Source organism: Streptomyces sp. NPDC023838 (assembly GCF_040639555.1).
GTDB lineage: Bacteria > Actinomycetota > Actinomycetes > Streptomycetales > Streptomycetaceae > Streptomyces.
In genome coordinates this window covers 1-25877 of record NZ_JBFAAD010000002.1, presented here as the reverse complement: position 1 = coordinate 25877, position 25877 = coordinate 1, and the positions used below count along the sequence as shown (strand labels likewise).

At 71.7% G+C, this 25877-nt stretch carries 21 protein-coding genes; 1 reads left to right on the top strand and 20 read right to left on the bottom strand.

What is annotated here, in order from left to right; translation table 11 throughout:
- Window positions 1-125: 125 nt before the first annotated feature.
- The 18 genes from AB0G17_RS02345 to AB0G17_RS02260 form a co-directional block, all read right to left on the bottom strand.
- Window positions 126-3038 (bottom strand): AAA family ATPase, encoded by a 2913-nt coding sequence (locus AB0G17_RS02345; RefSeq protein ID WP_361374633.1) that lies wholly within the window; start codon window positions 3036-3038, stop codon window positions 126-128.
- Between the two features lie 111 nt (window positions 3039-3149).
- Window positions 3150-3764 carry an FMN reductase gene (locus AB0G17_RS02340; protein WP_361374631.1) on the bottom strand — a complete coding sequence of 205 codons (615 nt, stop codon included), beginning with the start codon at window positions 3762-3764 and terminating at the stop codon, window positions 3150-3152.
- Complete coding sequence (locus tag AB0G17_RS02335; protein WP_361375305.1) at window positions 3761-4858, bottom strand: LLM class flavin-dependent oxidoreductase; 1098 nt, start codon at window positions 4856-4858, stop codon at window positions 3761-3763. The genes AB0G17_RS02340 and AB0G17_RS02335 overlap by 4 nt, the downstream gene beginning before the upstream one ends.
- Window positions 4859-4881: 23 nt before the next feature.
- Window positions 4882-5718: an alpha/beta hydrolase gene (locus AB0G17_RS02330; protein WP_361374629.1), complete on the bottom strand. Its 837-nt coding sequence runs from the start codon at window positions 5716-5718 to the stop codon at window positions 4882-4884.
- A gap of 139 nt (window positions 5719-5857) precedes the next feature.
- Window positions 5858-8590: an AAA family ATPase gene (locus AB0G17_RS02325; protein ID WP_361374627.1), complete on the bottom strand. Its 2733-nt coding sequence runs from the start codon at window positions 8588-8590 to the stop codon at window positions 5858-5860.
- Window positions 8587-9474, bottom strand: a complete 888-nt coding sequence (locus AB0G17_RS02320; RefSeq protein ID WP_361374625.1) for a carbohydrate ABC transporter permease — start codon at window positions 9472-9474, stop codon at window positions 8587-8589. The genes AB0G17_RS02325 and AB0G17_RS02320 overlap by 4 nt, the downstream gene beginning before the upstream one ends.
- The gene (locus AB0G17_RS02315) at window positions 9471-10436 is read right to left on the bottom strand and encodes a sugar ABC transporter permease (RefSeq protein ID WP_361374623.1); all 966 of its coding nucleotides are present in this window, start codon (window positions 10434-10436) and stop codon (window positions 9471-9473) included. The genes AB0G17_RS02320 and AB0G17_RS02315 overlap by 4 nt, the downstream gene beginning before the upstream one ends.
- Window positions 10436-11764 carry an ABC transporter substrate-binding protein gene (locus AB0G17_RS02310; protein WP_361374621.1) on the bottom strand — a complete coding sequence of 443 codons (1329 nt, stop codon included), beginning with the start codon at window positions 11762-11764 and terminating at the stop codon, window positions 10436-10438. The genes AB0G17_RS02315 and AB0G17_RS02310 overlap by 1 nt, the downstream gene beginning before the upstream one ends.
- A gap of 135 nt (window positions 11765-11899) precedes the next feature.
- A complete protein-coding gene (locus AB0G17_RS02305) occupies window positions 11900-12640 on the bottom strand; it encodes an alpha/beta hydrolase (protein ID WP_361374619.1) in 741 nt (246 codons plus the stop codon).
- Between the two features lie 42 nt (window positions 12641-12682).
- Window positions 12683-13015, bottom strand: coding sequence for a GNAT family N-acetyltransferase (locus tag AB0G17_RS02300; RefSeq protein WP_361374617.1), 333 nt, complete (start codon window positions 13013-13015; stop codon window positions 12683-12685).
- 39 nt (window positions 13016-13054) lie between these two features.
- Entirely contained in the window at window positions 13055-13792 is a 738-nt protein-coding gene (locus AB0G17_RS02295; RefSeq protein WP_361374615.1) for a GPR1/FUN34/YaaH family transporter, read from the bottom strand.
- 15 nt (window positions 13793-13807) lie between these two features.
- Window positions 13808-15688 carry an amidohydrolase gene (locus AB0G17_RS02290; protein ID WP_361375303.1) on the bottom strand — a complete coding sequence of 627 codons (1881 nt, stop codon included), beginning with the start codon at window positions 15686-15688 and terminating at the stop codon, window positions 13808-13810.
- Between the two features lie 59 nt (window positions 15689-15747).
- On the bottom strand, window positions 15748-16701 hold the full coding sequence (locus AB0G17_RS02285; RefSeq protein WP_361374613.1) for an alpha/beta hydrolase: 954 nt from the start codon (window positions 16699-16701) through the stop codon (window positions 15748-15750).
- 172 nt (window positions 16702-16873) lie between these two features.
- On the bottom strand, window positions 16874-17503 hold the full coding sequence (locus tag AB0G17_RS02280) for a DNA starvation/stationary phase protection protein (protein WP_361374611.1): 630 nt from the start codon (window positions 17501-17503) through the stop codon (window positions 16874-16876).
- An 88-nt stretch (window positions 17504-17591) separates the two neighbouring features.
- Window positions 17592-18113: a DoxX family protein gene (locus AB0G17_RS02275; protein ID WP_361374609.1), complete on the bottom strand. Its 522-nt coding sequence runs from the start codon at window positions 18111-18113 to the stop codon at window positions 17592-17594.
- 5 nt (window positions 18114-18118) lie between these two features.
- The gene (locus AB0G17_RS02270) at window positions 18119-18781 is read right to left on the bottom strand and encodes a hydrolase (protein WP_361374607.1); all 663 of its coding nucleotides are present in this window, start codon (window positions 18779-18781) and stop codon (window positions 18119-18121) included.
- A 212-nt stretch (window positions 18782-18993) separates the two neighbouring features.
- A complete protein-coding gene (locus AB0G17_RS02265; protein WP_361374605.1) occupies window positions 18994-20145 on the bottom strand; it encodes a hypothetical protein in 1152 nt (383 codons plus the stop codon).
- 133 nt (window positions 20146-20278) lie between these two features.
- Entirely contained in the window at window positions 20279-20689 is a 411-nt protein-coding gene (locus AB0G17_RS02260; RefSeq protein WP_361374603.1) for a transcriptional repressor, read from the bottom strand.
- 391 nt (window positions 20690-21080) lie between these two features.
- Here AB0G17_RS02260 and katG point away from each other — a divergent pair, with 391 nt between their 5' ends.
- Window positions 21081-23303: a catalase/peroxidase HPI gene (gene katG, locus AB0G17_RS02255; RefSeq protein ID WP_361374601.1), complete on the top strand. Its 2223-nt coding sequence runs from the start codon at window positions 21081-21083 to the stop codon at window positions 23301-23303.
- A gap of 89 nt (window positions 23304-23392) precedes the next feature.
- Here katG and AB0G17_RS02250 read toward each other — a convergent pair whose 3' ends face one another.
- Window positions 23393-24838 carry a glyceraldehyde-3-phosphate dehydrogenase gene (locus AB0G17_RS02250; RefSeq protein ID WP_361374599.1) on the bottom strand — a complete coding sequence of 482 codons (1446 nt, stop codon included), beginning with the start codon at window positions 24836-24838 and terminating at the stop codon, window positions 23393-23395.
- A gap of 78 nt (window positions 24839-24916) precedes the next feature.
- Window positions 24917-25621 carry a L,D-transpeptidase gene (locus tag AB0G17_RS02245; protein ID WP_361374597.1) on the bottom strand — a complete coding sequence of 235 codons (705 nt, stop codon included), beginning with the start codon at window positions 25619-25621 and terminating at the stop codon, window positions 24917-24919.
- Window positions 25622-25877: the final 256 nt, after the last annotated feature.

Below are 25877 nucleotides of genomic sequence, written 5' to 3'. Positions count from 1 at the left end.
AACCATGTGTGACCTGCGGGTCTTCGTGTTCTTCCGCAGCTCTTTGATCATTTTGAGGAAACGGGGACGTCGGCACATCGCATGAATCGTCCATGGGCGGCGCACCGGCAGGGGATACGAAGCGGTTACTCTCCGCTGTCCCGCGCACCCACCAGCCGCGCCAGCTCCGCGCGCGAGGTGATGTCGAGCTTGGTGAAGGCGCGGCGCAGGTGCGAACTCACCGTGTGCGGCGAGAGGGAGAGCCGCTCGGCCACCTGAAAGTTCGTCAGCCCGTCGGCCACCAGCCGTGCCACGCGGAGCTCGGACGCCGTCAACTCGGGCCATTCCCTGACGTATCCGGCCGAGGCGGGCCGTCGGCGTACGCCCGCGGTCCGCAGGCGTCGGCGGACGCGTGCCACGTCCCGCTCCGCGCCCGCCCGCGTGTAGAGGGTGAGGGCCCGGTCCAGATACGGCACCGCTTCGGAGATACGAGTGGCGGCGAGCTTGCGGCCGGCGTCCTCCAGCGCCGACGCGCGGGCGATCGGCCTGGGGCACTCCTCGTACAGCCGGACCGCGTCCAGGAGGCGGCCGAGGTCGTTGTCGAGCAGCCCGCGGGCGTGCGCGGCCGTGGCGGCGAGGATCGGGACGGCGGGGTTGCGCGCGGCCCGTCGCTCGGCCGCGCCGGCCGCGAGCGCGGCCCGCTCGGGTGCGCCGGCTCGCAGCGCCATACGGACGAGCGCGGGGGCGTCCGCGGGGTCGACCGGGCCGACGAAGGAGGGCCGCTCCTCGGCGAGGGCCGCCACGATGTCGTCGAGGGCGGCCATGGCGCGGTCGGGCCGGCCTTCGCGGTCGGCGAGCAGCGCCAGCATCCAGGAGCCCATGTTGCGCACGAGCGGCGCGGAGTCGCCGCGCATCCGCCGCGCGTCCGCCGCGCAACTCCGTGCGGCCTCTTGGTCGTTGGTGTGCAGTGCGACGCGCATGCGGGTGTACGAGAGGGTGACGTCGGCGAGGTTGCCCCTGCCGCCCGGCTCGTCGGCCGTCGCGCCGGGCGTCCCCTCCGTCGTCGCGGACGCCGCTTCCGCCTCCGCCCGGGCGTCCGTCAGCCGTCCGGCGTCGAGGAGGAGGCGGGCACGGATCATGCGCCACATGCGCGTGACGGCCGCATGGCCCAGGTTCCTGGTGTCCCGGAGGGCGGCGTCCACCACGGCGAGCGCCTCCTCAAAACAGCCGGCCGCGTTCAGCAGGAAGCCCCGCCACAGGGCCTCCGGCACCCACGCGGAAGGGGCGATGCCCAGCTCGGCGGCCAGGGCGCCGGCCCGGTCCGCTTGGCGGAACGCCTCGCTCCAGTCCATCCGGTGGAAGCTCACGATCGAGTCGACCACCCGGAGGGTGGCCCCGGCGGCACGGTCCCCGGCCGCTTCGGCCGCTTCCTCCGCCTCGGCGACGGCTTGCTCGGCCGCCTCGTTGTCTCCGGCCATCGACAGGTTCAGGCAGAGCAGCGCAAGCAGTTGGGCCCGCAGGGCCGCCGGTATCCCGGGCAGTGCCGCCCCGCCACGCGCCAGCCGCACAGCCCCGGCGAAGTCGGACTCGGAGGACAGGCGCGCCAGCCAGAGGCGTATCCGTCCCTCGTCCTCGGGCCTGAGGCCACCGGCCGACAGAGCCGAAGCTCCCAGGCGACGGGCCCGAGCTGTCTGTCCCGTCCGCCAGAGCAGCGGGATCGTCTCGGCGATGACCGTCGGCCGTTCCGGGGCGTCCGCCGCGATGAGCTCCAGCGCTCTGATGCCGAGGTCGGCGGCCGGTCCGGGCGCGGTGGGCGCGAGTTCCGCCGCAGCGGTACGCAGCCGGTCGACGGCCCCCCGGTCACCGGACTCCGCTCCACCGACGGGCGGCGTGCGGGTTGCGTCCGGAGGTGCCCCGCTCTCCAGCAGCGCCTCGGTCCGGCCGCGCAGGGTCCGGCGTACGGGAAGGGGAAGGCCTGCTTCCACCGCCTCGCGGATCACCTCATGGCGGAATTCCAGGTGATCACCCCTTTCTCTGAGCAGATCGGCATCGAGGGCTTCCCGTACTGCGGTGATCAGTGCCGCCGATGGTCTGCCGAGCAGTTCGGCGAGGAGCCCCATGGTGACCGGGCGGCCGACGGCGGCCGCCGTCTCCACGAGTTCGCGCGCCGCGTCGGACAGCAGGTCCAGGCGGCGCACGACGGAGGGCAGGGGGCGGACCGGGAACGGGTGGAGGGGGAAAGGGCGGTCGTGGAAGGAGTCGGCGGGCAGCCGGGCCGTGCCGTTGTCGTCGACCGTCACCACCCCCTCGTCTCGCAGCCCGCCGAGCAGTTCGACCACCAGTTGCGGGACGCCGTCGGCGCGGCGGGCGACGCGGAGGACGTCCGGGGCCGGAACCGCGCCCAGGACGTCCTGCGCGATCCGCGCGACCGCCCGGTCCCCGAGCGGGCCGAGGACCACTTCGTGCGCACCGGCCAGCCGGATCCTGTCCAGGGTCGTCCGCACGCCCGGCGGCACGCGTCCGCCGCGCACGCCCACCAGCCACAGGATCGCGTGCGGCGCGAGCCGGGCCGCGACGGTGTGGAACGCGAGGAGCGTCAGGTCGTCACACCACTGGAGGTCGTCGAGGACGATCAGGAGGGGCCCGCCCCGCGCCGCCTCCCGCAGGCGGTCCACCAACTCCTGGAGCAGCCAGAACCGCTGACCCGGCACCGTGGCGAGATCCCGCAGCCGGGCGGCGTCCGGCAGCGGTTCCTCCCCGGAGAGCAGCCCCTCGAGGAGCGGGGCCAGCGGTACGGACGGGGCGTCGGGGTCCGCTCCCCCGTGGAACACCCGTATCCCGCGCCGTTTCGCAGAAGCTGCGGCCTCCGCGAGGACCACGGTCTTGCCGCTGCCCGCGGGGCCTTCGACCCGGACGATCCCGCCCTCGCGGCGGGCCAGCGCGTCGAGCCGCTCCTCGATCAACGCCAGCTCCGCCTCCCTGCCCCGGACCGGCGCCCGTACACCGCCGCCGACGTCCTTGTCGTCGTCGGACAAAGGCCATGTGGTCAATCGGTTCACGCTCATTCCGCCGCCCGGGGCCGCACCGCGGGACGTGTGGTCCCGGGTGCGGTAACGGCGGATCAGTATGAGGCATGTGGCCGGACCGGCCTCCCCGGGGGTGGCCCCGGCTCAGTCGAAGCGCAGGTCGGCGAGTTGCCGCTCCAGCGCGGTGACGTCGTCCTCGGCCTCGGCGCGCGGCGGGCGGGCGGCCATGAGCGCGGCCAGCTCGCCGCCCGCCCGCCGGACGCGCGCGGGCAGGCCTTCGGTGTACTCGTCTCCCCCCGACCCCCAGTCCTCGGACGCCGCGTACACCGCGGTGGGGACGACGGCGGCCCGCAGATAGGCGAAGAGCGGGCGCAGGGCGTGCTCCAGGACCAGGGAGTGGCGGGCGGTGCCACCCGTCGCCGCGATCAGGACCGGCTTCCCGGTGAGGGCGTCCGGGTCGATCAAGTCGAAGAAGGACTTGAACAGGCCGCTGTAGGAGGCCGTGAACACGGGAGTCACCGCGATCAGGCCGTCGGCCCCCGTCACCGTGTCGATCGCCGCGGCCAGCCGGGCCGGTGGAAAGCCGGTCACGAGGTGGTTGGCGATGTCTCCGGCGAGTTCGCGCAGCTCGATGACGTCGGTCGGCACGGTGTGTCCCCGGGCCGCGAGTTCACCGCGGGCGGACTCGGTGAGCCGGTCCGCGAGCAGGCGGGTCGAGGAGGGGGTGCTCAGCCCGGCGGAGACCGCGATCAGCTTCATGCGGCGGTCTCTTCCCGCGACGTCGCGGCGGCGCTGACCCGCGCCGCGTGCGTCGGCGCGTCCGGCACGTCGGCCGGGCGGCCGTTCGCGAACTCCCTGCGCAGTACGGGCACGACCTCTTCGCCGAGGAGGTCGAGCTGTTCCAGGACGGTCTTCAGCGGCAGGCCCGCGTGGTCCATCAGGAAGAGCTGGCGCTGGTAGTCGCCGACGCTCTCCCGGAAGGTCAGGGTCCGCTCGATGACCTGCTGGGGAGAGCCCACGGTCAGCGGGGTCTGCTCGGTGAAGTCCTCGAGGGACGGCCCGTGGCCGTACACGGGGGCGTTGTCGAAGTACGGGCGGAACTCGCGGACGGCGTCCTGGGAGTTCCTCCGCATGAAGACCTGTCCGCCGAGCCCCACGACGGCGTCCTCCGGACGGCCGTGGCCGTGGTGGGCGTACCGGCGCCGGTAGAGCTGGACCATGCGCCTGGTGTGGTCCGCGGGCCAGAAGATGTTGTTGTGGAAGAAGCCGTCGCCGTAGAACGCCGCCTGCTCCGCGATCTCCGGGGAGCGGATGGATCCGTGCCAGACGAACGGCGGGACGCCGTCCAGCGGGCGGGGCGTCGAGGTGAAGGCCTGCAGGGGCGTACGGAAGGTCCCCTCCCAGTCCACGACGTCCTCGCGCCACAGCCGCCGCAGCAGGGCGTAGTTCTCCTTGGCGAGGTTGATGCCCTGGCGGATGTCCTGTCCGAACCACGGGTACACCGGGCCGGTGTTACCGCGCCCCAGCATGAGGTCGACCCGGCCGTCGGCCAGGTGCTGGAGCGTGGCGTAGTCCTCCGCGATCTTCACCGGGTCGTTGGTGGTGATCAGCGTGGTGGCGGTGGAGAGGATCAGCTTCTCGGTGCGGGCGGCGATGTGGCCGAGCAGGGTGGTCGGGGAGGACGGGACGAACGGCGGGTTGTGGTGTTCGCCGGTCGCGAAGACGTCCAGGCCGACCTCCTCGGCCTTGAGCGCGATGGCGACCATCGCCTTGATGCGCTCGTGCTCCGACGGCGTACGGCCGGTGGTGGGGTCGGGGGTCACGTCCCCGACGGTGAAGATGCCGAACTGCATGGGCAGGGTTGTCACTTCGGTGCTCACTTCGACAGGAAGGCGAGGAGGGCAGCGTTGACTTCCTCGGCGTGGGTCCAGAGCAGGCCGTGCGGGGCGCCCTCGATCTCCACGTAGTCGGCGGACGGCAGCAGCTGGTGGAACGGGCGCGCCGTACCCTCGGCCGGCAGGATCCGGTCGGCCGTGCCGTGCAGGATGAGCGCCGGGACGTCGATGGCGGGGATGTCGGCGCGGAAGTCGGTGTACCAGGTCGAGGGCGCGGCCGAGGCGGCGAAGAACCCGCCGCTCGCGGCGGTGTTCCAGCTGTTGCGGACCGCTTCCGGGCTGATCCTGGTGCCGAGGTTCTCGTCGAGGTTGTAGAAGTCGTTGAAGAAGGCCGTGTAGTAGGCGTACCGGTCGGCCTTGACGGCGTCGACGACCCCGTCGAAGAACTCCTTGGGGGCGACGCCGCCGGGGTTGTCGTCGTTCTTGAGCAGGAAGGGCTCCAGCGAGGCCAGGAAGGCGACCTTGGCGACCCTGCCGGAGCCGTACGTGGACACGTAACGGGCGACCTCGCCGGTGCCCATGGAGAACCCGACCAGGACGGCGTCCCGCAGGTCGAGGGTCTCCATCACGGTGTTCAGGTCGGCGGCGAAGGTGTCGTAGTCGTATCCGGCCGTCGGCTGGGCGGACCGGCCGAATCCGCGGCGGTCGTACGTGATCACCCGGTAACCGGCGTCGAGCAGCGCGGCGCTCTGGCGCTCCCAGGAGTGCCCGTCGAGCGGGAAGCCGTGGATGAGGACGACCGGCTGTCCGGTCCCGTGGTCCTCGTAGTAGAGGTCGATGGCGGTGGTGTTCTCCTGGCCCACGGTGATGTACGGCATGGGGTGCTTCCTCGTTTCGGGTCGGCTGGTCCGCGCGTCGGTGCGGCGCGGACTGCCGTCACGCTATGAGCGGCGCGGCGCCGCCAGTTGTCGTGCGACGCACCACGCCTTGCCCACGGGCGCAGAGTTCGGCCGGCGGTCAGGCGTCCTCCGCCTGCGCCAGGACGAGCCGGGTCAGCTGCACCCTGGAGTTGACCGACAGCTTGCGGAAGATCGACGCCAGATGGGTGTTGACCGTGTGCGGGGAGACGACGAGGGCGGCGGCGGCCGACCGGTTGGTGTGCCCGGCGGCGACCAGCCGGGCGACCTTGCGTTCCGAGGCGGTGAGCGTGGCCCAGCCCGAGGTGGGACGCGGGCGGGCGGCGGTGCGCCGGTTGGAGCGGATCATGGCCCGGTCCAGGACCGCCCGTACCCCGTCGGCCTCCGCGCTCGCCCCCGCCTGCGCGTACACCTCGTACGCACTGGTCAGCGCCGGTATCGCGGCGCCGTCGCCCGTGCTCAGCAGGGCGCGTCCGAGGTCGGCGGAGGCGGCTGCGAGGTGCAGGGGGCGGGGTCCCGTCCGGAAGATGCGGACGGACCGCTCCAGGAGTGCGGTGTCGGCGTTCACCAGGGCGGCCGTGTGCGCGGCGGTGCCGTGCGGGGTGGGCACCGACGGATTGCGCGCGGCGTGCTCGGCCGACTGGGCCGCGAGATCCTCGGCCAGGGACTGGTCTCCGGCACGCAGGGCGATCTTCACGGCTTCGACGAACCGGGTGCGCAGGAGCCGCCAGCGTACGAAGGGGTTGTCCCGTTGGGCGGACCGGAGCCGCGCGGCCGCCGTCGCGTGGTCGCCGTCGGCGTCGGCCAGGACGGCTTCGAGGTACTGGTGCACGGCGTGGTTGCCCGGGTTGGGCCGCCCGGCCAGAGCCGCCCTGACCACGCCGATGTGTTCCTCGGCGGCTTCGCGGTCACCGCGCAGCATCGCCAACGAGCCCCGGATGACACGTATGTTGACGAGGTTGGCGGGCACGCTGATGTCTGCTTCCAGCCGTTCGGCGGTGACGAGGTCGGCTTCCGCGTCGTCGAGCAGCCCGAGCCCCAGGTTCAGGCTTCCGTGGGCCCACATCAGCATCGCGGGACGCAGGGGTTCGCCGTCCGCCGTCCTCAGCAGCTGCCGCGCGCAGTCGAACTCGTCCATATGGACCCGGGCGACGACCTCCTCGGGCAGGAAGGCCGCGTCGAATGCGCTCAACGCCGTGTGATGGGCGAGGGCGGCGGCGCATTCGCCCGAGTTGAGCGCGATCTCGCCGAGGCCCCACAGTGCGATGACGCGCGCCTCGCGGTCACCCGCGCGCTCCGCCTCGGCGAGCGCCCGCTGCCCGGTCGCGCGCGCGGCCGCGAGGTCGCGTCCGCGCGACTGCGCCAGTGCCTGACGGGCCGTCAGGCGAGCGGAGGTCGCCGGGTCGGTGACGACCGCCAGCGCCGCCGTCGACCGGCGGGCCAGCTCGGGAATGTCGTCGAGGTGCCACAGCGTGTCGCCGAGTACGGACTGGAGGCGGGCGTAGACGTCGAGCGGCGGCAGTCGGGCCAGCAGCATGTCGCCGGTCTCGCGTGCCTGGGTGTAGCGGCCCGCGCGGGTCAGTGCGGTGATGGCCTGCTCTCCCACGCCGAACGCCCAGGGGTCGTTGGGCGGCACCAGTTCCAGGGCGCGCAGCGCCAGGTCGGCGGCGAGATCGGGCATCACGGCGAGGACGTCCGCGGCGGCCGTGCCGAGCAGCCGGACCGCCTCGTGATCACCCGGTTCGGCGCTCTTCAGCAGATGCGGGACGGCGTCGGCGCAGGTGCGGCCCGCCGCCACGAGCCGGCTCGCCGCCTCCCGGTGCAGTGCCCTTCGTACGGAGGGAACGAGATCGGCGTACACGGCCTGGCGGAGCAGGTCGTGGCGGAACAGGAGGCGTTCGCCGTCGTCGTCGAGGAGGCCGGCGGCGATCGCCTCCCGCAGTTCGCCGTTGAGGCCGGCCGCGGCCCGCCCGCACAGGGCGGCGGCGTCGGCGAGCCGGAACGAGCGCCCCAGGACCGAGCCGGCCCGCAGGAAGTCGAGCGTCTCCGGCCGGAGCGCGGCCAGCCTGCCGCGTACCCCGAGCACCAGCCGCTCGGGCGGCGCCGTCCCGTCCGCGCCCGAGGCCGCGATGCCCGCGAGCATCTCGGCGGCGAGGAACGGGTTGCCGCCCGACCCGTCGAGGAGGCCGGTGACCTTCTCCGGTACGTCCCCGCCGAGCACGTCGTGTGCCAGCTCGGCGAGGGCCGCGCCGGACAGCGGCCGCAGCGGGACCGTCGTCGTCCGCGGCCCGTTCCCGCGCAGGTCCGGGTCCTCCCGGCCCGCGAGCAGCCACAGGACCGGGGAGGTGAGCAGCCGGGCGGGCATGACGTTCAGCGCGAACCGGCTGAGCGGATCGGCCCACTGGACGTCGTCGATCGCTATCAGCACGGGCGCGCCCGCCGAGCGCTCCTCGATCAGCTGGGCCAACCGCTCGACGAGCCAGATGCGCTGGTCGTGGTGGCCCGCGAGGTGCGCGAAGTCCCCGGCGGAAAGCAGCGGCGGCTCACCGTTCAGGAGACCTGAGGCGAGCGAGGCGAGCGGTGCCAGCTCGTGCAGCTCCTCGGCGCGTCCCTGGCTGACGAGGAACCCGTGGGCCCGTGCGAGGGCGACCGTCTCCTCCAGCAGCACGGTCTTCCCGATCCCCGGCTCGCCCACGAGCAGCCCGATCGCGCCGCCGTCACCGTCCCGCACGGCCCCGACCAGGGCGCGCAGCCGCTCCAGCTCGGCTTCCCGGCCGCGCAGCCCGGGCCGGCTCAGCCCCGCGCGCAGGGCTCCTGTCTCCTCCACGGTCATCCCTTGACGGAGCCCGCGAGCAGGCCCCGGGCGAAGTGCCGCTGGAGCGAGAAGAACACGAGCACCGGGACGGACGCCGCCACGAAGGCTCCCGCTGTGAGCCGCTGCCACTCGTTGCCGCGTGTCCCGGCCATGCCCGCCAGTTTGACCGTCACCGGCGCCGTCTCGGCCGTCCCGCCCGACACCACCAGCGCCACCAGGAGGTCGTTCCACACCCAGACGAACTGGAGGATCGCGAAGGTGACCAGGGCGGGGCGGGCCAGCGGCAGGACGATCCGGAGCAGCAGCGTGCCGTGCGAGGCGCCGTCGACCCGGGCGGCTTCGATCAGGTCGCGCGGCAGGCCCGCCAGGAAGTTGTGCAGGAGGAACACCGCGAACGGCAGGGCGAAGACCGTGTGGGCGAACCAGACGTGGCTGAACCGGGCCGGGCCGGTGGCGTTCCAGGCGGGCAGGAACAGCCATCCCTGGGAGAAGAGCTTCAGCAGGGGGACGAACGCCATCTGGAGGGGCACGATCTGGAGCGCGAAGATACCGACGACGAGCGCGTCGCGCCCCTTGAAGTCGATCCATGCCAGGGCGTAGGCCGCGAAGAAGGCCAGGACCAGGGGGAACAGCACGGACGGGAGGGTGATGACGACCGAGTTGACCAGGTGGTCGGCGAGCTGCCCCGACGCGTTCCCGCTCCCGAACAGCACCTCGTCGTAGTTGTCGAGCGTGACGTGCGGCGAGCCGAACACGGTCCACCAGCCCGTCGTCTTGATCTCGTCCTCGGGGCGGAACGAGGAGAGGAGGAGACCCAGGGTCGGTGTCGTCCAGAGGACCGCGATCACGACGGCGGCCAGCGAGAAGGAACGGGAGGCGAGACGTTCCCGGACGCGGCTCATCGCGCGCTCCGCTGGGCCCGGACCTTGTAGGCGACGACCGGGCTGACCAGGACGAAGAGGAGCACGGCGAGCGCCGCGCCCCGGCCAGAGTCGCCGTAGCGGAAGGCCTGGTCGTACATCTCGTGGGCCAGGACACCGGTGTCGAACTGACCGGCGGTCATGGTCCGTACGACGTCGAACGCCTTGAAGGTGCCGATCACCTCGGCGAGGACCACGACGAGCAGCGTGGGTCTGATCAACGGCACGGTGACGCGCCAGAAGATCTGCCGGGGTGAGGCGCCGTCCAGCCGGGCCGCCTCGGTGATCTCACCGGGAACGGCCGCGATCGCGCCCGCCAGCAGGACGGCGGCGAAGCCCGCCTGCGCCCACACCATGACGACGATGAGGAACAGGACGTTCCAGGGCGAGTCCACGAGCCACGGTCGCGGCGTGCCGCCGAACGCCACGACGAGCTGGTTCAGCAGGCCTATCTGGTCCGCGCCGGCCGGCCGGTAGGCGTAGACGAACTTCCAGACGAGGCCGGCGCCGACGAACGACATCGTCATCGGCAGCAGGAGGAGGGACAGGGCGAGTGCCCGGAAGCGCGACCGTACGACGGCCGCCGCGTAGAGCAGTCCGACCGCCGTCACCAGCAGCGGCACAAGGACCACCCACAGCAGGGTGTTGCGCAGCGCGACGAGCGCCCCGGGGTCGGTGAACATCCAGGTGTAGTTGTCGAGGCCGACCCAGGTGTGTCCCTCGCCGTCCATGAACGACAGCAGCAGGGTGCGCAGAGCGGGCAGGAGGAGGCCGACCGTCAGCAACAGTACGGCGGGGGCCAGCAGCAGGAGGGCCGGGCCGCGCCGCCGCAGCCGGCCGTGGTGGACCACCAGGAGGATCAGGCAGACGACCACCGCGAACGCGAGGACGCCCTGGAGCAGGTACAGCAGCTTGGGCTGCTGTACGACGAGATCGAACCCCATCAGCGGCGCGGCCAGGACTCTTCGACGGAGTCGGCCATGGCCTTGGTGCTCTTTCCGCCGATCCAGTCGACGGCGGCCTTCCAGAACGTTCCCGCGCCCACCGCCGCGGGCATCTGGTCCGAACCGTCGAACCGGAACTGCGTCCGGGGGTCCTGGAGCAGCTGGATCGACAGCTTGTCGACCGGGCTCGCGGCGTTGGCCGGATCCACGCCCTTGTTCGCCGAGACGAACGGGCCCTTCTTCATCCGCGCGTTGGCGAAGTCGGCGGTCGCCAGGTACTCCTGGAAGGCCCGGACCTCGGGCCGGTCGGAGAACGCCGCGGTGAACACGCCACCGCCGAGCACCGGCCGGCCGGCCGGGTCCGTTCCGGGCAGCAGGAAGGCGAACACGTCCTTGTCCGGGCCGATCGAGGTGCCGTCCGGCCACTGCTCGGCGTAGAACGAGGCCTGGCGGTGCATCGCGCAGTGGCCGGACAGGATGGGCGTGCCGCCCTCCTGGTAGGCGATCGAGGCCATGGACCGGGCCGGGCCGTAGCCGCCGTTGGCGTACCGGTCGTTCTTGAGGAGGGAGCCCACCGTGTCGATGGCCCTGATCACCCTCGGGTCGTTGAACGGGATCTTGTGGGTCACCCACTGGTCGTAGACGTCCGGCCCGGTCTGGCGCAGCAGGACGTCCTCGATCCAGTCCGTCAGCGGCCAGCCGGTCGCCTCACCGGATTCGATGCCCGCGCACCACGGCTTGACGCCCGACGCCGCGACCTTCTCCGTCACGGCCATCAGCTCGGACCAGGTGCGGGGGATGCTCAGCCCGTGGTCCCGGAAGAACTTCGGCGAGTACCAGACGAACGACTTCACGTTGGCGACCAGCGGAGTGCCGTAGAGGGTGCCGTCGACGGTCGCGTAGCTGTTCCAGTCGGCCGACCAGCCCTGCTTCGCCAGCGACGCGAGCGCGGCGCTCGCGGGCTTGAGCCTGCCCGCGCGCGCGAAGCGTGCCAGCAGCCCCGGCTGGGGGAAGAACGCCACATCGGGCGCGTCCCCGCCGTCCACCCGCATCTGGATCCGGGCCTCGAACTCCCCGTCACCTTCGTACGCGATGTCGATGCCCGTGCACGCCGAGAAGTCCGCCCAGGTCTCCTCGAACAGGTCCGCTTCCCGGTCCCGGTTCGACCCGTAGACGGTGACCCGGGTGCCGGGGTGCTTGCCATAGCGTGCGTACGGTCCGCAGTTCTTTCCCGCGTGAGGCTGAGAACCGCTCTGCGGGGAACCGCAGCCGGTGACCATGACGGCGAGGGTGGTGACGGCGAGCACCAGTCTCGCGCCGAACCTCATCGGTGTACTTCCTCCGATCGCCCACCAGGCTTTCTTGGTGGCGAGCAGAAGCTATCAGCGCTCGAACATCATCGCCCAATCGTTCGAGCCCACCGACGTGGGGCGGGCTCGTCACGGGAAACGGACCGGACGCGGTCAGTGGGCGGTGGCCCGGACCGCGTCCTGGATCAGCTCGGCCACGCGCTTGGGGTGGGCGAGCATGACCAGGTGCGAGGAGTCGACCTCGACGGTGGTCATACCGGCGCGCTCGTAGCCGTAACGCTCCACCTCGGGGTTGATGGTCCGGTCGGAGGTGGCGATCAGCCCCCACGAGGGCTTGCTCTTCCAGGCCGCGGCCGGGGCGGCCTCCGCGAAGGCTCGTGCGGCCAGTGGGCGCTGGGAGACGGCGAGCACCGCGGCGAGCCCGGGGTCGACGTCGGCGGCGAAGATGGCGGGGAACCTGTCGACGTCCACCGAGACGTCGGTGCCGGTTTCGGCGGTGCTGTTCTCCAGGGAGCCCGGCACCGGGAACGGGGTGTAGACGAGGGCGTCGGCGAGTGCGGAGTCGGGGAAACGCCCCTGGAGCTCGCCCAGGCTCTCGCCCTCCTCCAGCGCGTATCCCGCCAGGTAGACCAGCGCCTGGACGTTGTCCTCGGTACCGGCGACGGTGATGACGGCGCCGCCATAGGAGTGCCCCACCAGGATCACGGGGCCGGGTATGGCGCGCACCACCGAGGCGATGTACGCCGCGTCGTCGACCAGGCTGCGGTTGGGCACCGCCGGAGCCACCACCTCCAGCCCGGCGGCGGTCAGTTCGGGGATGACGCGGGCGAAGCTGGAGGCGTCGGCGAAGGCGCCGTGGACCAGCACGACGGTGGGGCTGACGGGTCGGGACATGGGTGAACTCCTGGGGTGTGTACGTGGTCGGTCGGGGGTGTGTCAGAGGCCGAACTGTGCGCGGCGCGCCTCTGGTACGAGGTCGGTGTACTCGTGGTGTTTGCCGATCCACCCCCGGATGAAGGGGCAGTACGGCAGGACCCGCAGCCCGCGCGCCCGGGCGTCGTCGAGAGCGCCCCGGGCGAGCCGCCCGCCCAGCCCCCGGCCCGCGAACCGGGGATCGGTCTCCGTGTGGGTGAAGGCGATCTCGCCCTCCGAGAGGACGTACTCGGCGAAGCCGGCGGTCTCGGCGCGGTCGGCGCTCTCGCTGCCGTCGTCCCCGGCGAGGATCTCGTACCGGGACTTCTCGGGGCGGTCCACCACCTGCGGTTCCATGGGTGCTCCTGCGGTCGTTGTCGGGCGGTCGGCGTTTGTTCAAAGCGTGCGGCGCACGCCCGCGTGGCGTTCCAGGTTGCGCAGCTGGAGCGCCAGGTCGCCCTCGACGGCGGCGTGTGCGGGACCGCTGCGGCCGATGGGCAGGACCTCCTCACTGCGCATGTCCTCCAGCATCAGGGCGAACGCCGCGTACATCGCGACGAGCGCCACCAGGAGGCCGAGGGCCCCGGAGGTGCGAGTGAGCCATTCGGCGCCGGTCAGCCCGGCGAGGCCGGTGGCCGCCCAGCGCGGCAGGGAGGCCACCAGGACGCACCACAGTGCGCGCTTGGGCCCGGTCACGGCGGTCATCAGCGCCCCGAAGCAGAGGAACGCCAGGTTGAAGACGCCCAGCACGCGCAGGCCCTCGGGCGCGCCGCTGACCATGACGAGCGCGTACGCCAGCCAGCTACCGGCGAACGTGCCCATGAGCGTCGCCGCGATCACGTCCCGGGCCCCGAACGCCAGGATGCTCACCAGGAACTGCAGGGCGAAGGCGGGCAGCACGCACAGGGCGACCGCCCTTCGGGCCTCGGGTTCGAAGATCCCGAGCTGCAGACACCCCGTCATCGCGGAGGCGATCGCCACCGTGAAGAAACCCAGCGGCATGGGTGAGGCGATGGGGCGCAGGTTGATCCGGGTCATCGACCGCAGATCCGGTTCGAAGCGACGCCCCGACGGGGGCTGGGTGTCCGGCTCGTCGCCCGGCGCGTCGTCGGCGCCGACAGAGGCTGTACTCATCTGATGGTTCCTCGTTCAGTGATCGAAGCAGGGGTCGTAGAACGGCACGGGCGCGTCGGAAGCGGCGCCGCGCGCGACGCGCCACCGGCGGTGCTGCTCGGACTCGGCGACCGCCTCGGCCACCAGCGACGCCTGGCGGGCACCGCCCTGGTAGCCGCCGTCCTGGTAGCCGCCGAAGTGCGCCACCGGGCTCCACACGGGGCTGACCGGCGGGAGGGCCTCGTCGAGGCCCTCGTACTCCGCGCTCGCGTAGACGATCCGGCCGCCGACGACGGTCAGCACGGATTCGATGTCCGGGATGGCGGCCTCGGGCACGGTGAGGTAGTCGTCCGACAGGATGGCCAGGTCGCCGTAACAGCCTTCCCTCAGCTGCCCCTTGACGTCCTGTTCACCGGTGAGCCGCGCGCCGCCTTGGGTGTAGAGGCCGAGCGCGGTCTCCCTGCTGATCAGGTTGTGGGCCGGGTAGAGCGCCGTACCGCCGACGGTGCGTCCGGTCACCAGCCAGTGCAGGGCGACCCACGGGTTGTAGGAGGAGACGCGGGTGGCGTCGGTTCCGGCGGCGACAGTCAGGCCCCGGTCGAGCATCGCCCGGACCGGCGGGGTGTGCGCGGCCGCCTCGGCGCCGTAGCGGTCGCGGAAGGCGGTGCCCTGGAAGGACATGCGGTTCTGGATGGAAAGGGAGCCGCCGAGGGCCGCGATCCGGTCGAGGCTGTCGGCCGAGACGGTCTCCGCGTGATCGAAGAGCCAGCGGCTGTCGCCGGGGAAGAGCCCTTCGGCGGCGAGCTTCTCGAAGACGGCCAGATCGCGGCGGATCGTCTCGTCGTACGTGGCGTGGAGCCGGAAGCCCCAGCCGTTCTCCATCAGGAGCCGGACGGCCCGCTCGAACTCGGCCTCGTACCCCTCGGCGAGTTCGGGCCGGGGTTCGGAGAAGTTCTCGAAGTCGGCCGCGGCCCACGTCAGGTTCTCGCCCGCGCCGTTCAGCCGGAGCCACTCGTCCCCTTCCTCCGGCCTGACCATCTCGGTCCAGCGCTTCAGGTCGGCGAGCTCCTGTCCGGCCGTCTGCGGGAAGAGGTGATAGGCGATCCGCAGGGACAGCTCGCCCGACCTGGCGAGGTCGACGACCGTGGCGTAGTTGTCGGGGAAGTTCTGGAACCCGCCGGCGGCGTCGACCGCGGAGGTGAGCCCGAACCGGTTCAGCTCCCGCAGGAAGTGCCGTGTGGACGTCCGCTTGTCGGCCTCGTCCAGGGTCGGTGCCTTGGCCAGCGTCGAGTACAGGATGAGGGCGCTCGGCGCGGCGAGGAGGACCCCGTTGGGTTCGCCGTCCCGTCCCCGTACGATCTGCCCGCCACGCGGGTCGGGGGTGCCACGGGTGAATCCGGCGGCCAGCACCGCGGCCCGGTTCATGAGGGCCGACTGGTACAGGTGCAGGACGAACACCGGTGTGTCGGGGGCGGCGGCGTTCAGCTCGGCGACGGTCGGCATCCTGCGTTCGGCGAACTGCTCGGCGGTCCAGCCGCCGACGACCCGGATCCACTGCCCCTTGGGGGTACGTCCTGCCTGCTCGCGCAGCATGGCCAGCGCCTGGCGGAGGCTGCGCACCCCGTCCCAGCGCAGCTCCAGGACGTAGTTCAGGCCGCCCCTGATGACGTGCAGGTGCGAGTCGTTGAGGCCGGGGATCACCCGGCGGCCGAGCGCGTCGACGACCCTGGTTCCCGGGCCGACCAGGTGGGCGAGGTCGTGGTCGTCGCCGAGGGCCGCGACCCGGCCGTCGCGGATCGCCACGGCGCGGGCCTCCGGGCGGCCGGGGTCGCCGGTGAACACCTTCGCGTTGCGGACGAGGAGGTCGGCGTGGGTCTGTTCCGGTCGCGCGGCGGGAACGAGGCCCGCCACCGGCATACTCGTCGCCGGCAGGTTCTTCGTCGGCAGGTTCGTCGGCACGCCGCTCGACGGCCCGGTCACGACAGAGCCTTGCGCAGGGCGGCGGTGGCGACGCCGATGGCGAGTTCGGCGGCCCGCGTCTCGCGCAGCGCGTTCAGCATGACGAAGTCGTGGATGGTCCCCTGCACGCGCAGGGCGGTGACGGGGACTCCGGCCGCGCGCAGCTTCGCCGCGTACGCCTCGCCCTCGTCGCGCAGGACGTCGGCCTCGGCGGTGATGACCAACGCGGGCGGCAGACCGGTCAGTTGCTCGGTCGTGGCCCGCAGCGGCGAGGCGGTGATCTGGGCGCGGTCGGCCTCGGCGGTCGTGTACTGGTCCCAGAACCACTTCATGCCGTCGCGGCGCAGGAAGTACCCCTCGGCGAACTGCCGGTAGGAGTCGGTGTCGAAGCTCGCGTCGGTGACCGGGTAGAAGAGGACCTGGTGGGTGAGGCGGACGTCGCCGCGCTGCTTGGCCAGGAGGGTCAGGGCGGCGGTCATGTTGCCGCCGACCGAGTCCCCCGCGACGGCGATCCGAGTGCCGTCGAGCTCCTTGTGGTGTCCCTCGCGGGCGATCCACTGCGCCACGGTGTAGTTCTGCTCGATGGCGACGGGATAGCGGGCCTCGGGCGAGAGGTCGTACTCGGGGAAGACGACGGCCGCCCCGGTTCCGACCGCGAGCTCGCGCACGAGCCGGTCGTGGGTGTGGGCGTTGCCGAACACCCAGCCCGCGCCGTGGATGTAGAGGATGACGGGGAGGGCTCCGGTGGCGCCGCGCGGGCGGACGATCCGGGCGCGGACGTCGCCGGTCGGCCCGCCATGGACGGTGACCCATTCCTCGTCGACGGCCGGGAGGGCGACGCCGTCACCGCTCTGGACGTCGTCCACGGCCTTGCGGCCGTCCGCGACGGGAATCTGATAGAGGAACGGCGGCTGGGCGGTGGCGTCGGCGAACGCCTGGGCGGCGGGTTCGAGGGTCGGCCGGTAAGGCATGAGGGATGCTCCTTGGAAGGGTGTACGGGGTGAGGGGGTGGGGCGGCGGCTCAGAGGCCGTACGCCTCCGGCGGCCGCGGTCAGACCTCGCTGACCGTGGGAGACGAGGGGGCGGCGTGCCACAGGCGCTCCAGCGGGACTTCTCCGGCGAGTCCCGTCGGCCGGGGGCCGGTCACCGGCCGGCAGTCCCCCGCTCCCCAGACCGAGGTCCGCGCACCAGAGGCGTGTCCACGAGGTGCTCGGCCAGGAACCACACCTGTGCCTCGCCGGTGCGGATGACGTCGGAGACGAGCAGGTCGGTGCTGCCCTCGTCGCCCTCGGCCGAGATGCGGGCGGCGGCTTCGCGTGCGTCGATCAGGATCCGCTCGTGCGCGTCGAGCAGGCGCGACAGCATGACGGGCACCTGCTCCACGCCGTCGGGCGGCCGGGGTATGGCGGTCAGCTCCGCGACGTGGCGCGGGTCGCCGACCGCGACGCCGCCGAGGCTCTGGACGCGCTCGGCCAGCGCGTCCACGATGGCCAGTTGGGCTTCCGCGTGCTTGTCCAGCATGAGGTGGAGCGAGTAGAACGTCGCCCCACGCATGAGCCAGTGGTGCTTCTTGTAGAGGGAGTACAGGATCTGGGTGTCGGCGAGTACGCGGTTGAGCCGCTGGCAGGCGTACATGCGGGTGTTGTGCCCGAGGCCGATCGGCAACTGCTTGAGCGTGCCGAACGCCTGGGTTTCCGCGCCCTTCTGATGCAGCAGGGGCTGCCCACCGCCGGGGGCGGGCGGGGTGTCGGATGCGTCGATGACGGTTTCCATGGGGTACTCCAGGTCGTACGAGTGGGAGGGCCCGGCCGCCCGGGCGGGGGGACCCGGGGCGGCCGGACCCGGTCCGGGGAGCTCGCGCTCAGCGCCCGTCGTGGGCGGCGACGCGCGGTGCCGGCGGGGCGGACCGGTGCAGTACCAGCCGGGTCAGCAGCCCGCTGCCGACACCGGCGACGAGTGCGAGGGCCGCCCACCACAGGGGGTAGGGCGTGAGGCCGAGGGCGGCGTCGAGGGACCAGTCACCCGGTCCGGTGGCGGCGAGGGCGGCGGCGGTGCCGATGAGGACGAGCGGATACTCGTATCCGTCGTTCTGCACCCAGAGGTGGTTGGGCCACTTCACGGTGAGCGCGACCGTCATCACTCCCATGACCCCGGTCGCCGCGAGCGGGGTCAGGAGGCCGGCGGCGAGCAGCAGACCGGATCCGATCTGGCCACCGCCCGCCGCCAGGGCGGTGAGGGCGCCCCCGCGGAAACCGTCGGCGCGGAACTCCTCCGTACCGCCCTCAAGGCCCCTGCCCCCCAGATGCGAGCTGATCTTCTGCACCCCGTGGCCCGCGACGAGCAGGCCCGCCAGCAGACGCAGGATCAGAATGCCGGTGTCCAAGGAGGTCAGCCCGCCGCGTGCGCGCCGAGCACGCTCTGCGCGTACACGACACCGAGGCCGTACGCGCCCGCGTGGGCCTTGACGATCTCCATGACCGCGCCGTACGTCTCCTGGCGCGCCCAGTCGCGCTGCAGCTCGAGGAGCACCTGCACCCAGGTCACCGGCACCGCGCCGGCCGCGATCATCCGCTGCAGCGCGTGCTCGTGAGCGGCCGGGCTGACGCCGCCGGAGGCGTCCGAGACCACGTACACCTCGTAGCCCTGCTCCAGCGCGGAGAGCGCGGGCAGCACCAGGCAGACCTCGGTCCACAGCCCCGCCAGGATGATCTTCTTGCGCCCGGTCGCCTTGACCGCCGCCACCAGGGCCTCGTCCTCCCAGGCATTCATGCTCGTACGGTCGATGGCCTCCTGCCCCGGGAACACCTCGGCGAGCTGGGGAAGCAGCGGCCCGGAGAACGACTCGGCGGCAACGGTGGTGAGAACGGCCGGCACACCGAACGCACGGGCCGCCTTGGCGAGGCCCACGGTGCTGTTGATGATCGCGGCCCGGTCGCCGCTCCCGGTACCGAAGAACATCTGCGGCTGGTGGTCCACGAAGAGCATGACCGCGTTGTCGGGCGTGAGCAGATCGGCGCTGGGGGCGGCCTGCACCTGGTTGATGTCGAACATGAGGGGTCCTTCCGGAACAGTCGGTATGGCGCCGACCGCGTCCCCGCGGCCCGGCACCCCTCGAAGCTACGACCGCCCCGCCCGACCGACTTTTCCCTCTGCGCCCAGGAGTTGGCACGACAGCGCACTCCCTGAGGTCCGGGAGAAGGGGCGCCCGGGAGAAGGCGCCCTCAGCCCGTCCTCGACGTACCCAAGGTCTACCGGTCGCGCCCCTACTTGCCCGGGTCCCGGAAGCGGCCGAACGCCTTCGTGAGGGCGCTCAGCGGTGAGGCGTCCGCCTTGGCCGACCCCGGGGTGCGCGGCCGGGGCACGCCGTCGCCGCCGGTCGCCTCGGCCAGTGCGGCCTGCGCCGCCTCGGCGGCCTCCCGGTACAGGTCACGGGAGTTCGTCATGGCGTCGAGCGCCTCGGCGTACTTGGCGACCATGGACTGGGCGTGGACCAGCTCCTCGTCCGGGGTGAGCAGGTGCCAGCCCTGGCGCAGGCGCGTCAGGGCACGCTCGGCGTCGGCCGGCAGCGGCCGTGGCAGGGCGGCGAACTCCTTGATCCTGTCGAGGAGTTCGGTGGGTTCCGAACCGTCCAGGAACACACTGCGCACCGTGAAGCGCTCCGCGTCGTACTCCGGGCCCTGCGGCGCCGTGGGCAGGACGACGGCGCCGCCGCGCGGCATCCGCACCCCCAGCTCCCGCTTCATCGCGAAGTCGGCGATCTGCGCCTGTTCCGGGGTGCCCCGGTGCTCGACCACCCGGTGGCGCAGGCTCGGCGGCAGGAACGCCGAGACCGGCCGCTGCCCCGCCGCGTCCGGCGTCATCGCCTCGTGCACCACGACGTGGATGAACCAGCTCTGCCGGGTGCAGTCCCGCAGCCGGTGGCGCAGCTCGTCGTCGTCCTTGGGCAGGTGGTTCGTCGCCCGCAGCCGTACGTCCGCGACCGTGTCGTGGTCCCAGGCGATCCGGTCGCTGTCGGGCCAGAACATGGTCGCCGGCGAGGGCCAGTGCGGGTCCCACGCCCGCTCCGCCTCCGCGGCCAGCACCCAGGTGACGCCGTCGCCTTCCTTGCGCCGGCCTTCGGGGTCGTACGTGGTCAGCTGCGCCCGCACCGTGATGTCGTCGGCCACCCGCCAGCGGGCCTCGAAGAGGCGGCGGGCGGAGGGGCCCGGGTCGGCGGACTCGTCGCGCGGGTGCAGGACGGTGGAGCGCGCCGCCTCGACGGGGTCGAGGTCCAGGAAGTCGTCGAGCACCCCGGCCGCCTTGAGAGCGATCAGGTTGCGCCGGACGTCCTGCTCGGGCTCGGGCCCGAGGTGGCGCCCACGCCCCAGCCACGCGGTGTCGGGAACGGTGGTCGAGGAGGTGCTGTTCTTGGCCATGGATTCGTTCTGTAGGTGATCGGTGATCGGTGATCAGGGCCCGACCAGTATCCTCCGTCGACCTGCCGAGGGAAGCGGCGCCACCTCCGTGTTTCGCCGCACTCCGCGACCTGTCCGGCTCGGAGGCGAACGTCTAGGCGCACGCCGGGCACACCCCCCGGTACGTGACCTCCGCCGTCGACACCGTGAACCCGAACCGCTCCCCCTCCGGGAGGTGGGACAGCAGGTCGCCCGTCGTGTGGACGTCGCGGATGGTGCCGCAGCCGGAGCAGACCAGGTGCTGGTGGGGGCGGTGCGCGTTGGGGTCGTAGCGCTTGGCCCGGCCGTCGGTGGAGACCTCCATGACCTCCCCGAGGGAGACCATCTCGCCCAGCGTGTTGTAGACGGTCGCCCGGGAGATCTCCGGCAGCCGCCGCGCCGCGCGGGCGTGCACCTCGTCGGCCGTGAGGTGCACGTGGTCGCCGTCGAGGACCTCCGCCACGACACGCCGCTGCGAGGTCACCCGCCAGCCACGCCCGCGGAGCCGCTCCAGCAGGTCACTCATAGTGGTCCTTCCATTCCGGCTCGGTCGGGAGTCGAGTGGACAGTAGGGGTATACCCCCGTTCGGCGCGGCCGTACAGCTTCCGACCCGGAACCAATCCGGTGAGCTTCTTGACCTGGACTCCGTCCATCGTAGGATCGGTTACGAGGACGGCAAAGGGACGGAACAGTCCGGTACGGCATCCGGTACGGCAGGAGACTGAGCCCATGACGCGGCCACCGCGATCGCGCCGTGCGGCCCGCGCACTCCGTCCGCCCCTCCGGGATCCGCTCCGGACCGGCCGTCCACCGTCACATGGACCGCGACGGGACCGTCCGCCGCACCATCCCCGCATCGAACCGTTCGACCACCCGTAGTCCCCTGAGCAGTGTGATCCACCCAGGAAGGATTCCGATGTCTGAGAACCACGACGCGATCGTCACGGACCCGAAACCGGAGGACGTGAGCGGCGGCTGCCCGGTCGCGCACGATCGTGCCCCGCACCCGACGCAGGGCGGCGGAAACCGTCAGTGGTGGCCGGAGCGGCTCAACCTGAAGATCCTCGCCAAGAACCCGGCCGTGGCCAATCCGCTCGGCGAGGAGTTCGACTACGCCGAGGCGTTCGAGTCGCTCGACCTGCCGGCCGTCAAGCGGGACATCGCCGAGGTGCTGACGACCTCGCAGGACTGGTGGCCCGCCGACTTCGGCAACTACGGCCCGCTCATGATCCGTATGGCGTGGCACAGCGCCGGCACGTACCGCATCAGCGACGGCCGGGGCGGCGCCGGGGCCGGTCAGCAGCGCTTCGCCCCCCTCAACAGCTGGCCGGACAACGTCAGCCTCGACAAGGCCCGCCGACTGCTGTGGCCGGTCAAGAAGAAGTACGGCCAGAGCCTGTCCTGGGCCGACCTGATCGTCCTCACCGGCAACGTCGCCCTGGAGACGATGGGCTTCAAGACCTTCGGCTTCGGCGGCGGCCGCGCCGACGTGTGGGAGCCCGACGAGGACGTCTACTGGGGTCCCGAGACCACCTGGCTCGACGACCAGCGCTACACCGGCGACCGGGAGCTGGAGAACCCGCTGGGCGCGGTCCAGATGGGCCTGATCTACGTCAACCCGGAGGGCCCCAACGGCAACCCGGACCCGCTCGCCGCGGCCCGCGACATCCGTGAGACGTTCCGCCGGATGGCGATGAACGACGAGGAGACGGTCGCGCTGATCGCGGGCGGCCACACCTTCGGCAAGACCCACGGCGCGGGCCCGTCGGACGCCGTCGGCGACGACCCCGAGGCGGCTCCGATGGAGCAGCAGGGCCTGGGCTGGAAGAGCTCCCACGGCACCGGCGCGGGCGGCGACGCGATCACCAGCGGTCTGGAGGTCACCTGGACCACCACCCCCGCGCGCTGGGGCCACGACTTCTTCAAGCACCTCTTCGAGTACGAGTACGAGCTCACCGAGAGCCCGGCCGGCGCCAAGCAGTGGGTGGCGAAGAACGCCGAGGCGATCATCCCCGACGCGCACGACCCGTCGAAGAAGCGCCTCCCGATGATGCTCACCACCGACCTGTCGCTGCGCTACGACCCGGTCTACGAGCCGATCTCGCGGCGCTTCTACGAGAACCCCGACCAGCTGGCGGACGCCTTCGCCCGCGCCTGGTACAAGCTGACGCACCGTGACATGGGCCCGGTCGCACGCTACCTGGGCCCGGAGGTCCCCTCCGAGGTGCTGCTGTGGCAGGACCCGCTGCCGGAGCCCGAGGGCGAGCCGGTCGACGCCTCGGACATCGCCTCCCTCAAGGAGCAGATCCTCGGCTCGGGCCTCACCGTCGCCCAGCTGGTCTCCACGGCCTGGGCCGCCGCCTCCTCCTTCCGCGGCAGCGACAAGCGCGGCGGCGCCAACGGCGGCCGCATCCGCCTGGAGCCGCAGCGCAACTGGGAGGTCAACGACCCGGACGAGCTCGCGCAGGTGCTCCGTACGCTGGAGGGCATCCAGACGTCCTTCAACTCCGGCTCCGGCGCCAAGAAGGTCTCGCTGGCCGACCTGATCGTGCTCGCGGGCTCCGCGGCCGTCGAGAAGGCCGCCAAGGACGGCGGTGTCGAGGTCGAGGTGCCGTTCACGCCGGGCCGCGTCGACGCCTCGCAGGAGCAGACGGACGTCGAGTCCTTCGACGCGCTGGAGCCCGCAGCCGACGGCTTCCGCAACTACGTCGGCAAGGGCAACCGCCTGCCGGCCGAGTACCTGCTGCTCGACAAGGCGAACCTGCTGAACCTCAGCGCGCCCGAGATGACGGTCCTCGTCGGCGGCCTGCGCGTGCTGGGCGCCAACCACGCGCAGTCCCGGCACGGCGTCCTCACCGACAGGCCGGGCACGCTGTCGAACGACTTCTTCGTCAACCTGCTCGACATGGGCACGACGTGGAAGTCGACCTCCTCGGCGCAGGACGAGTTCGAGGGCCGCGACGCCTCGGGCGCGCTCAAGTGGACCGGCACCCGTGCCGACCTGGTCTTCGGATCGAACTCGGAGCTGCGCGCGCTGGCGGAGGTGTACGCGAGCGACGACGCGAAGGAGAAGTTCGTGAAGGACTTCGTCGCGGCGTGGGAGAAGGTCATGAATCTGGACCGGTTCGACCTCGTCTGATCGTCACGGTATGAGAAGAGGCGCCTGACCTGGGCTTTCGCCCGGTCAGGCGCCTCTTTCCGTGGCTCGGGCCACGAGGGTCACGACTCTCAGATCACCGGCACCGGGTACGTGGGGTACTCCACGCCCGAGACGTGCTGGACCACGCGGATGACCTGGCACGAGTAGCCGAACTCGTTGTCGTACCAGAGGTAGAGGATCGCGTTGTCGCCGTCGACCTTGGTGGCGCCCGCGTCGACGATCGAGGCGTGGCGCGAGCCGATGAAGTCCATCGAGACCGCGTCCGGCGCCGTGGTGAAGTCGATCTGGCGCTTGAGCGGCGAGGTCAGCGAGACCTCGCGCAGGTACTCCAGGACCTCCTCGCGGGTGGTCTCGCGGCCGAGGCGCAGGCTGAGGATCGCGATCGAGACGTCCGGGACGGGGACGCGGATCGAGCTGCCGGTGATCGGCGCCTTGAGGTCGGGCAGCGCCTTGGCGACGGCGGAGGCGGCACCGGTCTCGGTGATGACCATGTTCAGCGGCGCCGAACGGCCGCGGCGGTCCGCCTTGTGGTAGTTGTCCAGCAGGTTCTGGTCGTTGGTGAACGAGTGGACGGTCTCCACGTGGCCGCGCAGCACGCCGTACTCGTCCGCCATCGCCTTCAGCGGCGGGACGATCGCGTTGGTGGTGCAGGACGCGCAGGACAGGATCTGCTCGTCGGGCTTGATCGTGTCGTGGTTGACGCCGTGCACGATGTTGGGCACGTCGCCCTTGCCGGGCGCGGTCAGGACGACCTTGTCGATACCGGGGCGCAGGTGCTTGGAGAGGCCCTCGCGGTCGCGCCACTTGCCGGTGTTGTCGATGAGGATGGCGTCGTTGATGCCGTACGCCGTGTAGTCGACCTCGGACGGGTCGTTGGCGTAGATCACCTTGATCTCGTTGCCGTTGGCGACGATCGTGTTGGTCGCCTCGTCGACGGTGATCGTGCCCTGGAACTGGCCGTGGATGGAGTCGCGGCGCAGCAGCGAGGCGCGCTTGACGATGTCCTGGTCACCGCCCTGGCGGACGACGATGGCACGCAGCCGCAGGCCGTTGCCGGAGCCGGCCTTCTCGATGAGCAGGCGCGCGACGAGACGGCCGATGCGGCCGAACCCGTAGAGGACGACGTCGCGGCCCTCGCCGCGCTCGATCTTGTTGGCACCCGTGGCGCCGATGACGGCCCCGGCGGTGAACTCCGCCACGGACAGACCGCGGTCGTCGGCCTGGTACATCGCGGCGAGCATGCCGATGTCGATCTGCGAGGGGCCGAGATCGAGGGTGGTGAGAGCCTGCAGGAACGGAAGGGTGTCGGTGACCGAGAGTTCCTCACCGGCGATCTGCCGGGCGAATCGGTGGGTCTTGAGGATGCTGACCACCGACTTGTTCACCAGGGAGCGGCTGTGGAGGAGGACGGTGACGTCCCGCTCCCGGTGCAGCTTCCCGATGATCGGGATCATCGACTCCGCGATCTCCTCGCGGTTCTTCCAATTGGTGAACGAGTCGTCATTGACAGTCACGAGTTTATCTTTCGAGCTAGGCGGCGCTCATATGCTAACCCGACGCCTGTTCGCCCGTTCAAGGGGTGCCGCCGAAGGTCACGTGCCCGGCTTCTTCCCCCACACGTACACCGCGTCGCCCTGCCGCAGAGCGGTCCACAGGTGCTTGGCGTCCTCGTGGCGCAGGTTGACGCAGCCGTGCGAGCCGGGGCCTTCGTAGAGGTTGTTGTAGACGCCGTGGATGGCCTGGCCTCCGCTGAAGTACTGGCTGAACGTCATCGGCGAGTTGTAGAGCGTCGACCAGTCGTCACGCCTGCGCTCCTCGACGCGGAACCAGCCGGTACGGGTGGGGAGCGCCGCCCGGCCGGACCTGATGGCGACAGGCGTGAAGACCACTTTGCCGTCCGCGGCGACCCACATGATCTGGTGACTCAGATCGACGCAGGCCACCCGGCCCTCGCGCTCGGGGCAGCCACGCAGTTGCTCCGGGTAGTTCTGCGCCCACTCCCAGTAGAGGGCCGTGTACGTGATCGCTCCGGCGGAGCCGTCGGCCGGGACGACGAGGTGGCTCTCCTGGTACCGCTGGATCGCCTGGCAGTCGGCGGGCGACTGCACACCGTCCACCTCCAGCTCCATCAGCTCTTCGACCTCACGCTGATACGGGCCACTGGCCGTCGCGCACGTCAACGGGGCGGGGGCCGGGGGCGCGGCGCCGTACGCGGGCAGGACGCCGACGGTGAGCGCGAGGGGCGCGGCGGGGATCAGCACCCGCAGGGTGCGGCGGGCTCGGGGGAACGTCCACATGGCGCATACATGTGCACCGTCACGCCGGGGCGTACCCGCACCGAAGCGAACTTCACCCTCCCGCGCCGGGACCGAACCCCTGCCACCCCCCGGCCGGTAACCTGTAGCCCGGTCAGACAACGTCCCCAGAAGGGTTGTTCCGCGGTTTGAAGTGCGATACAGCCACAATGGGCGCGAGCCGCGAGCCGCGAGCCGCGAGCCGCGAGCCGCGAGCCGCGAGCCGCGAGCCGCGAGCCGCGAGCCGCGAGCCGCGAGC

Bases quoted from the DNA above. Each gene is read 5' to 3' on its own strand.
- AB0G17_RS02340 (WP_361374631.1), bottom strand. From the start codon at position 3,764: ATGAAGCTGATCGCGGTCTCCGCCGGGCTGAGCACCCCCTCCTCGACC.
- AB0G17_RS02335 (WP_361375305.1), bottom strand. From the start codon at position 4,858: ATGCAGTTCGGCATCTTCACCGTCGGGGACGTGACCCCCGACCCCACC.
- AB0G17_RS02330 (WP_361374629.1), bottom strand. From the start codon at position 5,718: ATGCCGTACATCACCGTGGGCCAGGAGAACACCACCGCCATCGACCTC.
- AB0G17_RS02325 (WP_361374627.1), bottom strand. From the start codon at position 8,590: ATGACCGTGGAGGAGACAGGAGCCCTGCGCGCGGGGCTGAGCCGGCCC.
- AB0G17_RS02320 (WP_361374625.1), bottom strand. From the start codon at position 9,474: ATGAGCCGCGTCCGGGAACGTCTCGCCTCCCGTTCCTTCTCGCTGGCC.
- AB0G17_RS02315 (WP_361374623.1), bottom strand. From the start codon at position 10,436: ATGGGGTTCGATCTCGTCGTACAGCAGCCCAAGCTGCTGTACCTGCTC.
- AB0G17_RS02310 (WP_361374621.1), bottom strand. From the start codon at position 11,764: ATGAGGTTCGGCGCGAGACTGGTGCTCGCCGTCACCACCCTCGCCGTC.
- AB0G17_RS02305 (WP_361374619.1), bottom strand. From the start codon at position 12,640: ATGTCCCGACCCGTCAGCCCCACCGTCGTGCTGGTCCACGGCGCCTTC.
- AB0G17_RS02300 (WP_361374617.1), bottom strand. From the start codon at position 13,015: ATGGAACCGCAGGTGGTGGACCGCCCCGAGAAGTCCCGGTACGAGATC.
- AB0G17_RS02295 (WP_361374615.1), bottom strand. From the start codon at position 13,792: ATGAGTACAGCCTCTGTCGGCGCCGACGACGCGCCGGGCGACGAGCCG.
- AB0G17_RS02290 (WP_361375303.1), bottom strand. From the start codon at position 15,688: ATGCCGGTGGCGGGCCTCGTTCCCGCCGCGCGACCGGAACAGACCCAC.
- AB0G17_RS02285 (WP_361374613.1), bottom strand. From the start codon at position 16,701: ATGCCTTACCGGCCGACCCTCGAACCCGCCGCCCAGGCGTTCGCCGAC.
- AB0G17_RS02280 (WP_361374611.1), bottom strand. From the start codon at position 17,503: ATGGAAACCGTCATCGACGCATCCGACACCCCGCCCGCCCCCGGCGGT.
- AB0G17_RS02270 (WP_361374607.1), bottom strand. From the start codon at position 18,781: ATGTTCGACATCAACCAGGTGCAGGCCGCCCCCAGCGCCGATCTGCTC.
- AB0G17_RS02265 (WP_361374605.1), bottom strand. From the start codon at position 20,145: ATGGCCAAGAACAGCACCTCCTCGACCACCGTTCCCGACACCGCGTGG.
- AB0G17_RS02260 (WP_361374603.1), bottom strand. From the start codon at position 20,689: ATGAGTGACCTGCTGGAGCGGCTCCGCGGGCGTGGCTGGCGGGTGACC.
- katG (WP_361374601.1), top strand. From the start codon at position 21,081: ATGTCTGAGAACCACGACGCGATCGTCACGGACCCGAAACCGGAGGAC.
- AB0G17_RS02245 (WP_361374597.1), bottom strand. From the start codon at position 25,621: ATGTGGACGTTCCCCCGAGCCCGCCGCACCCTGCGGGTGCTGATCCCC.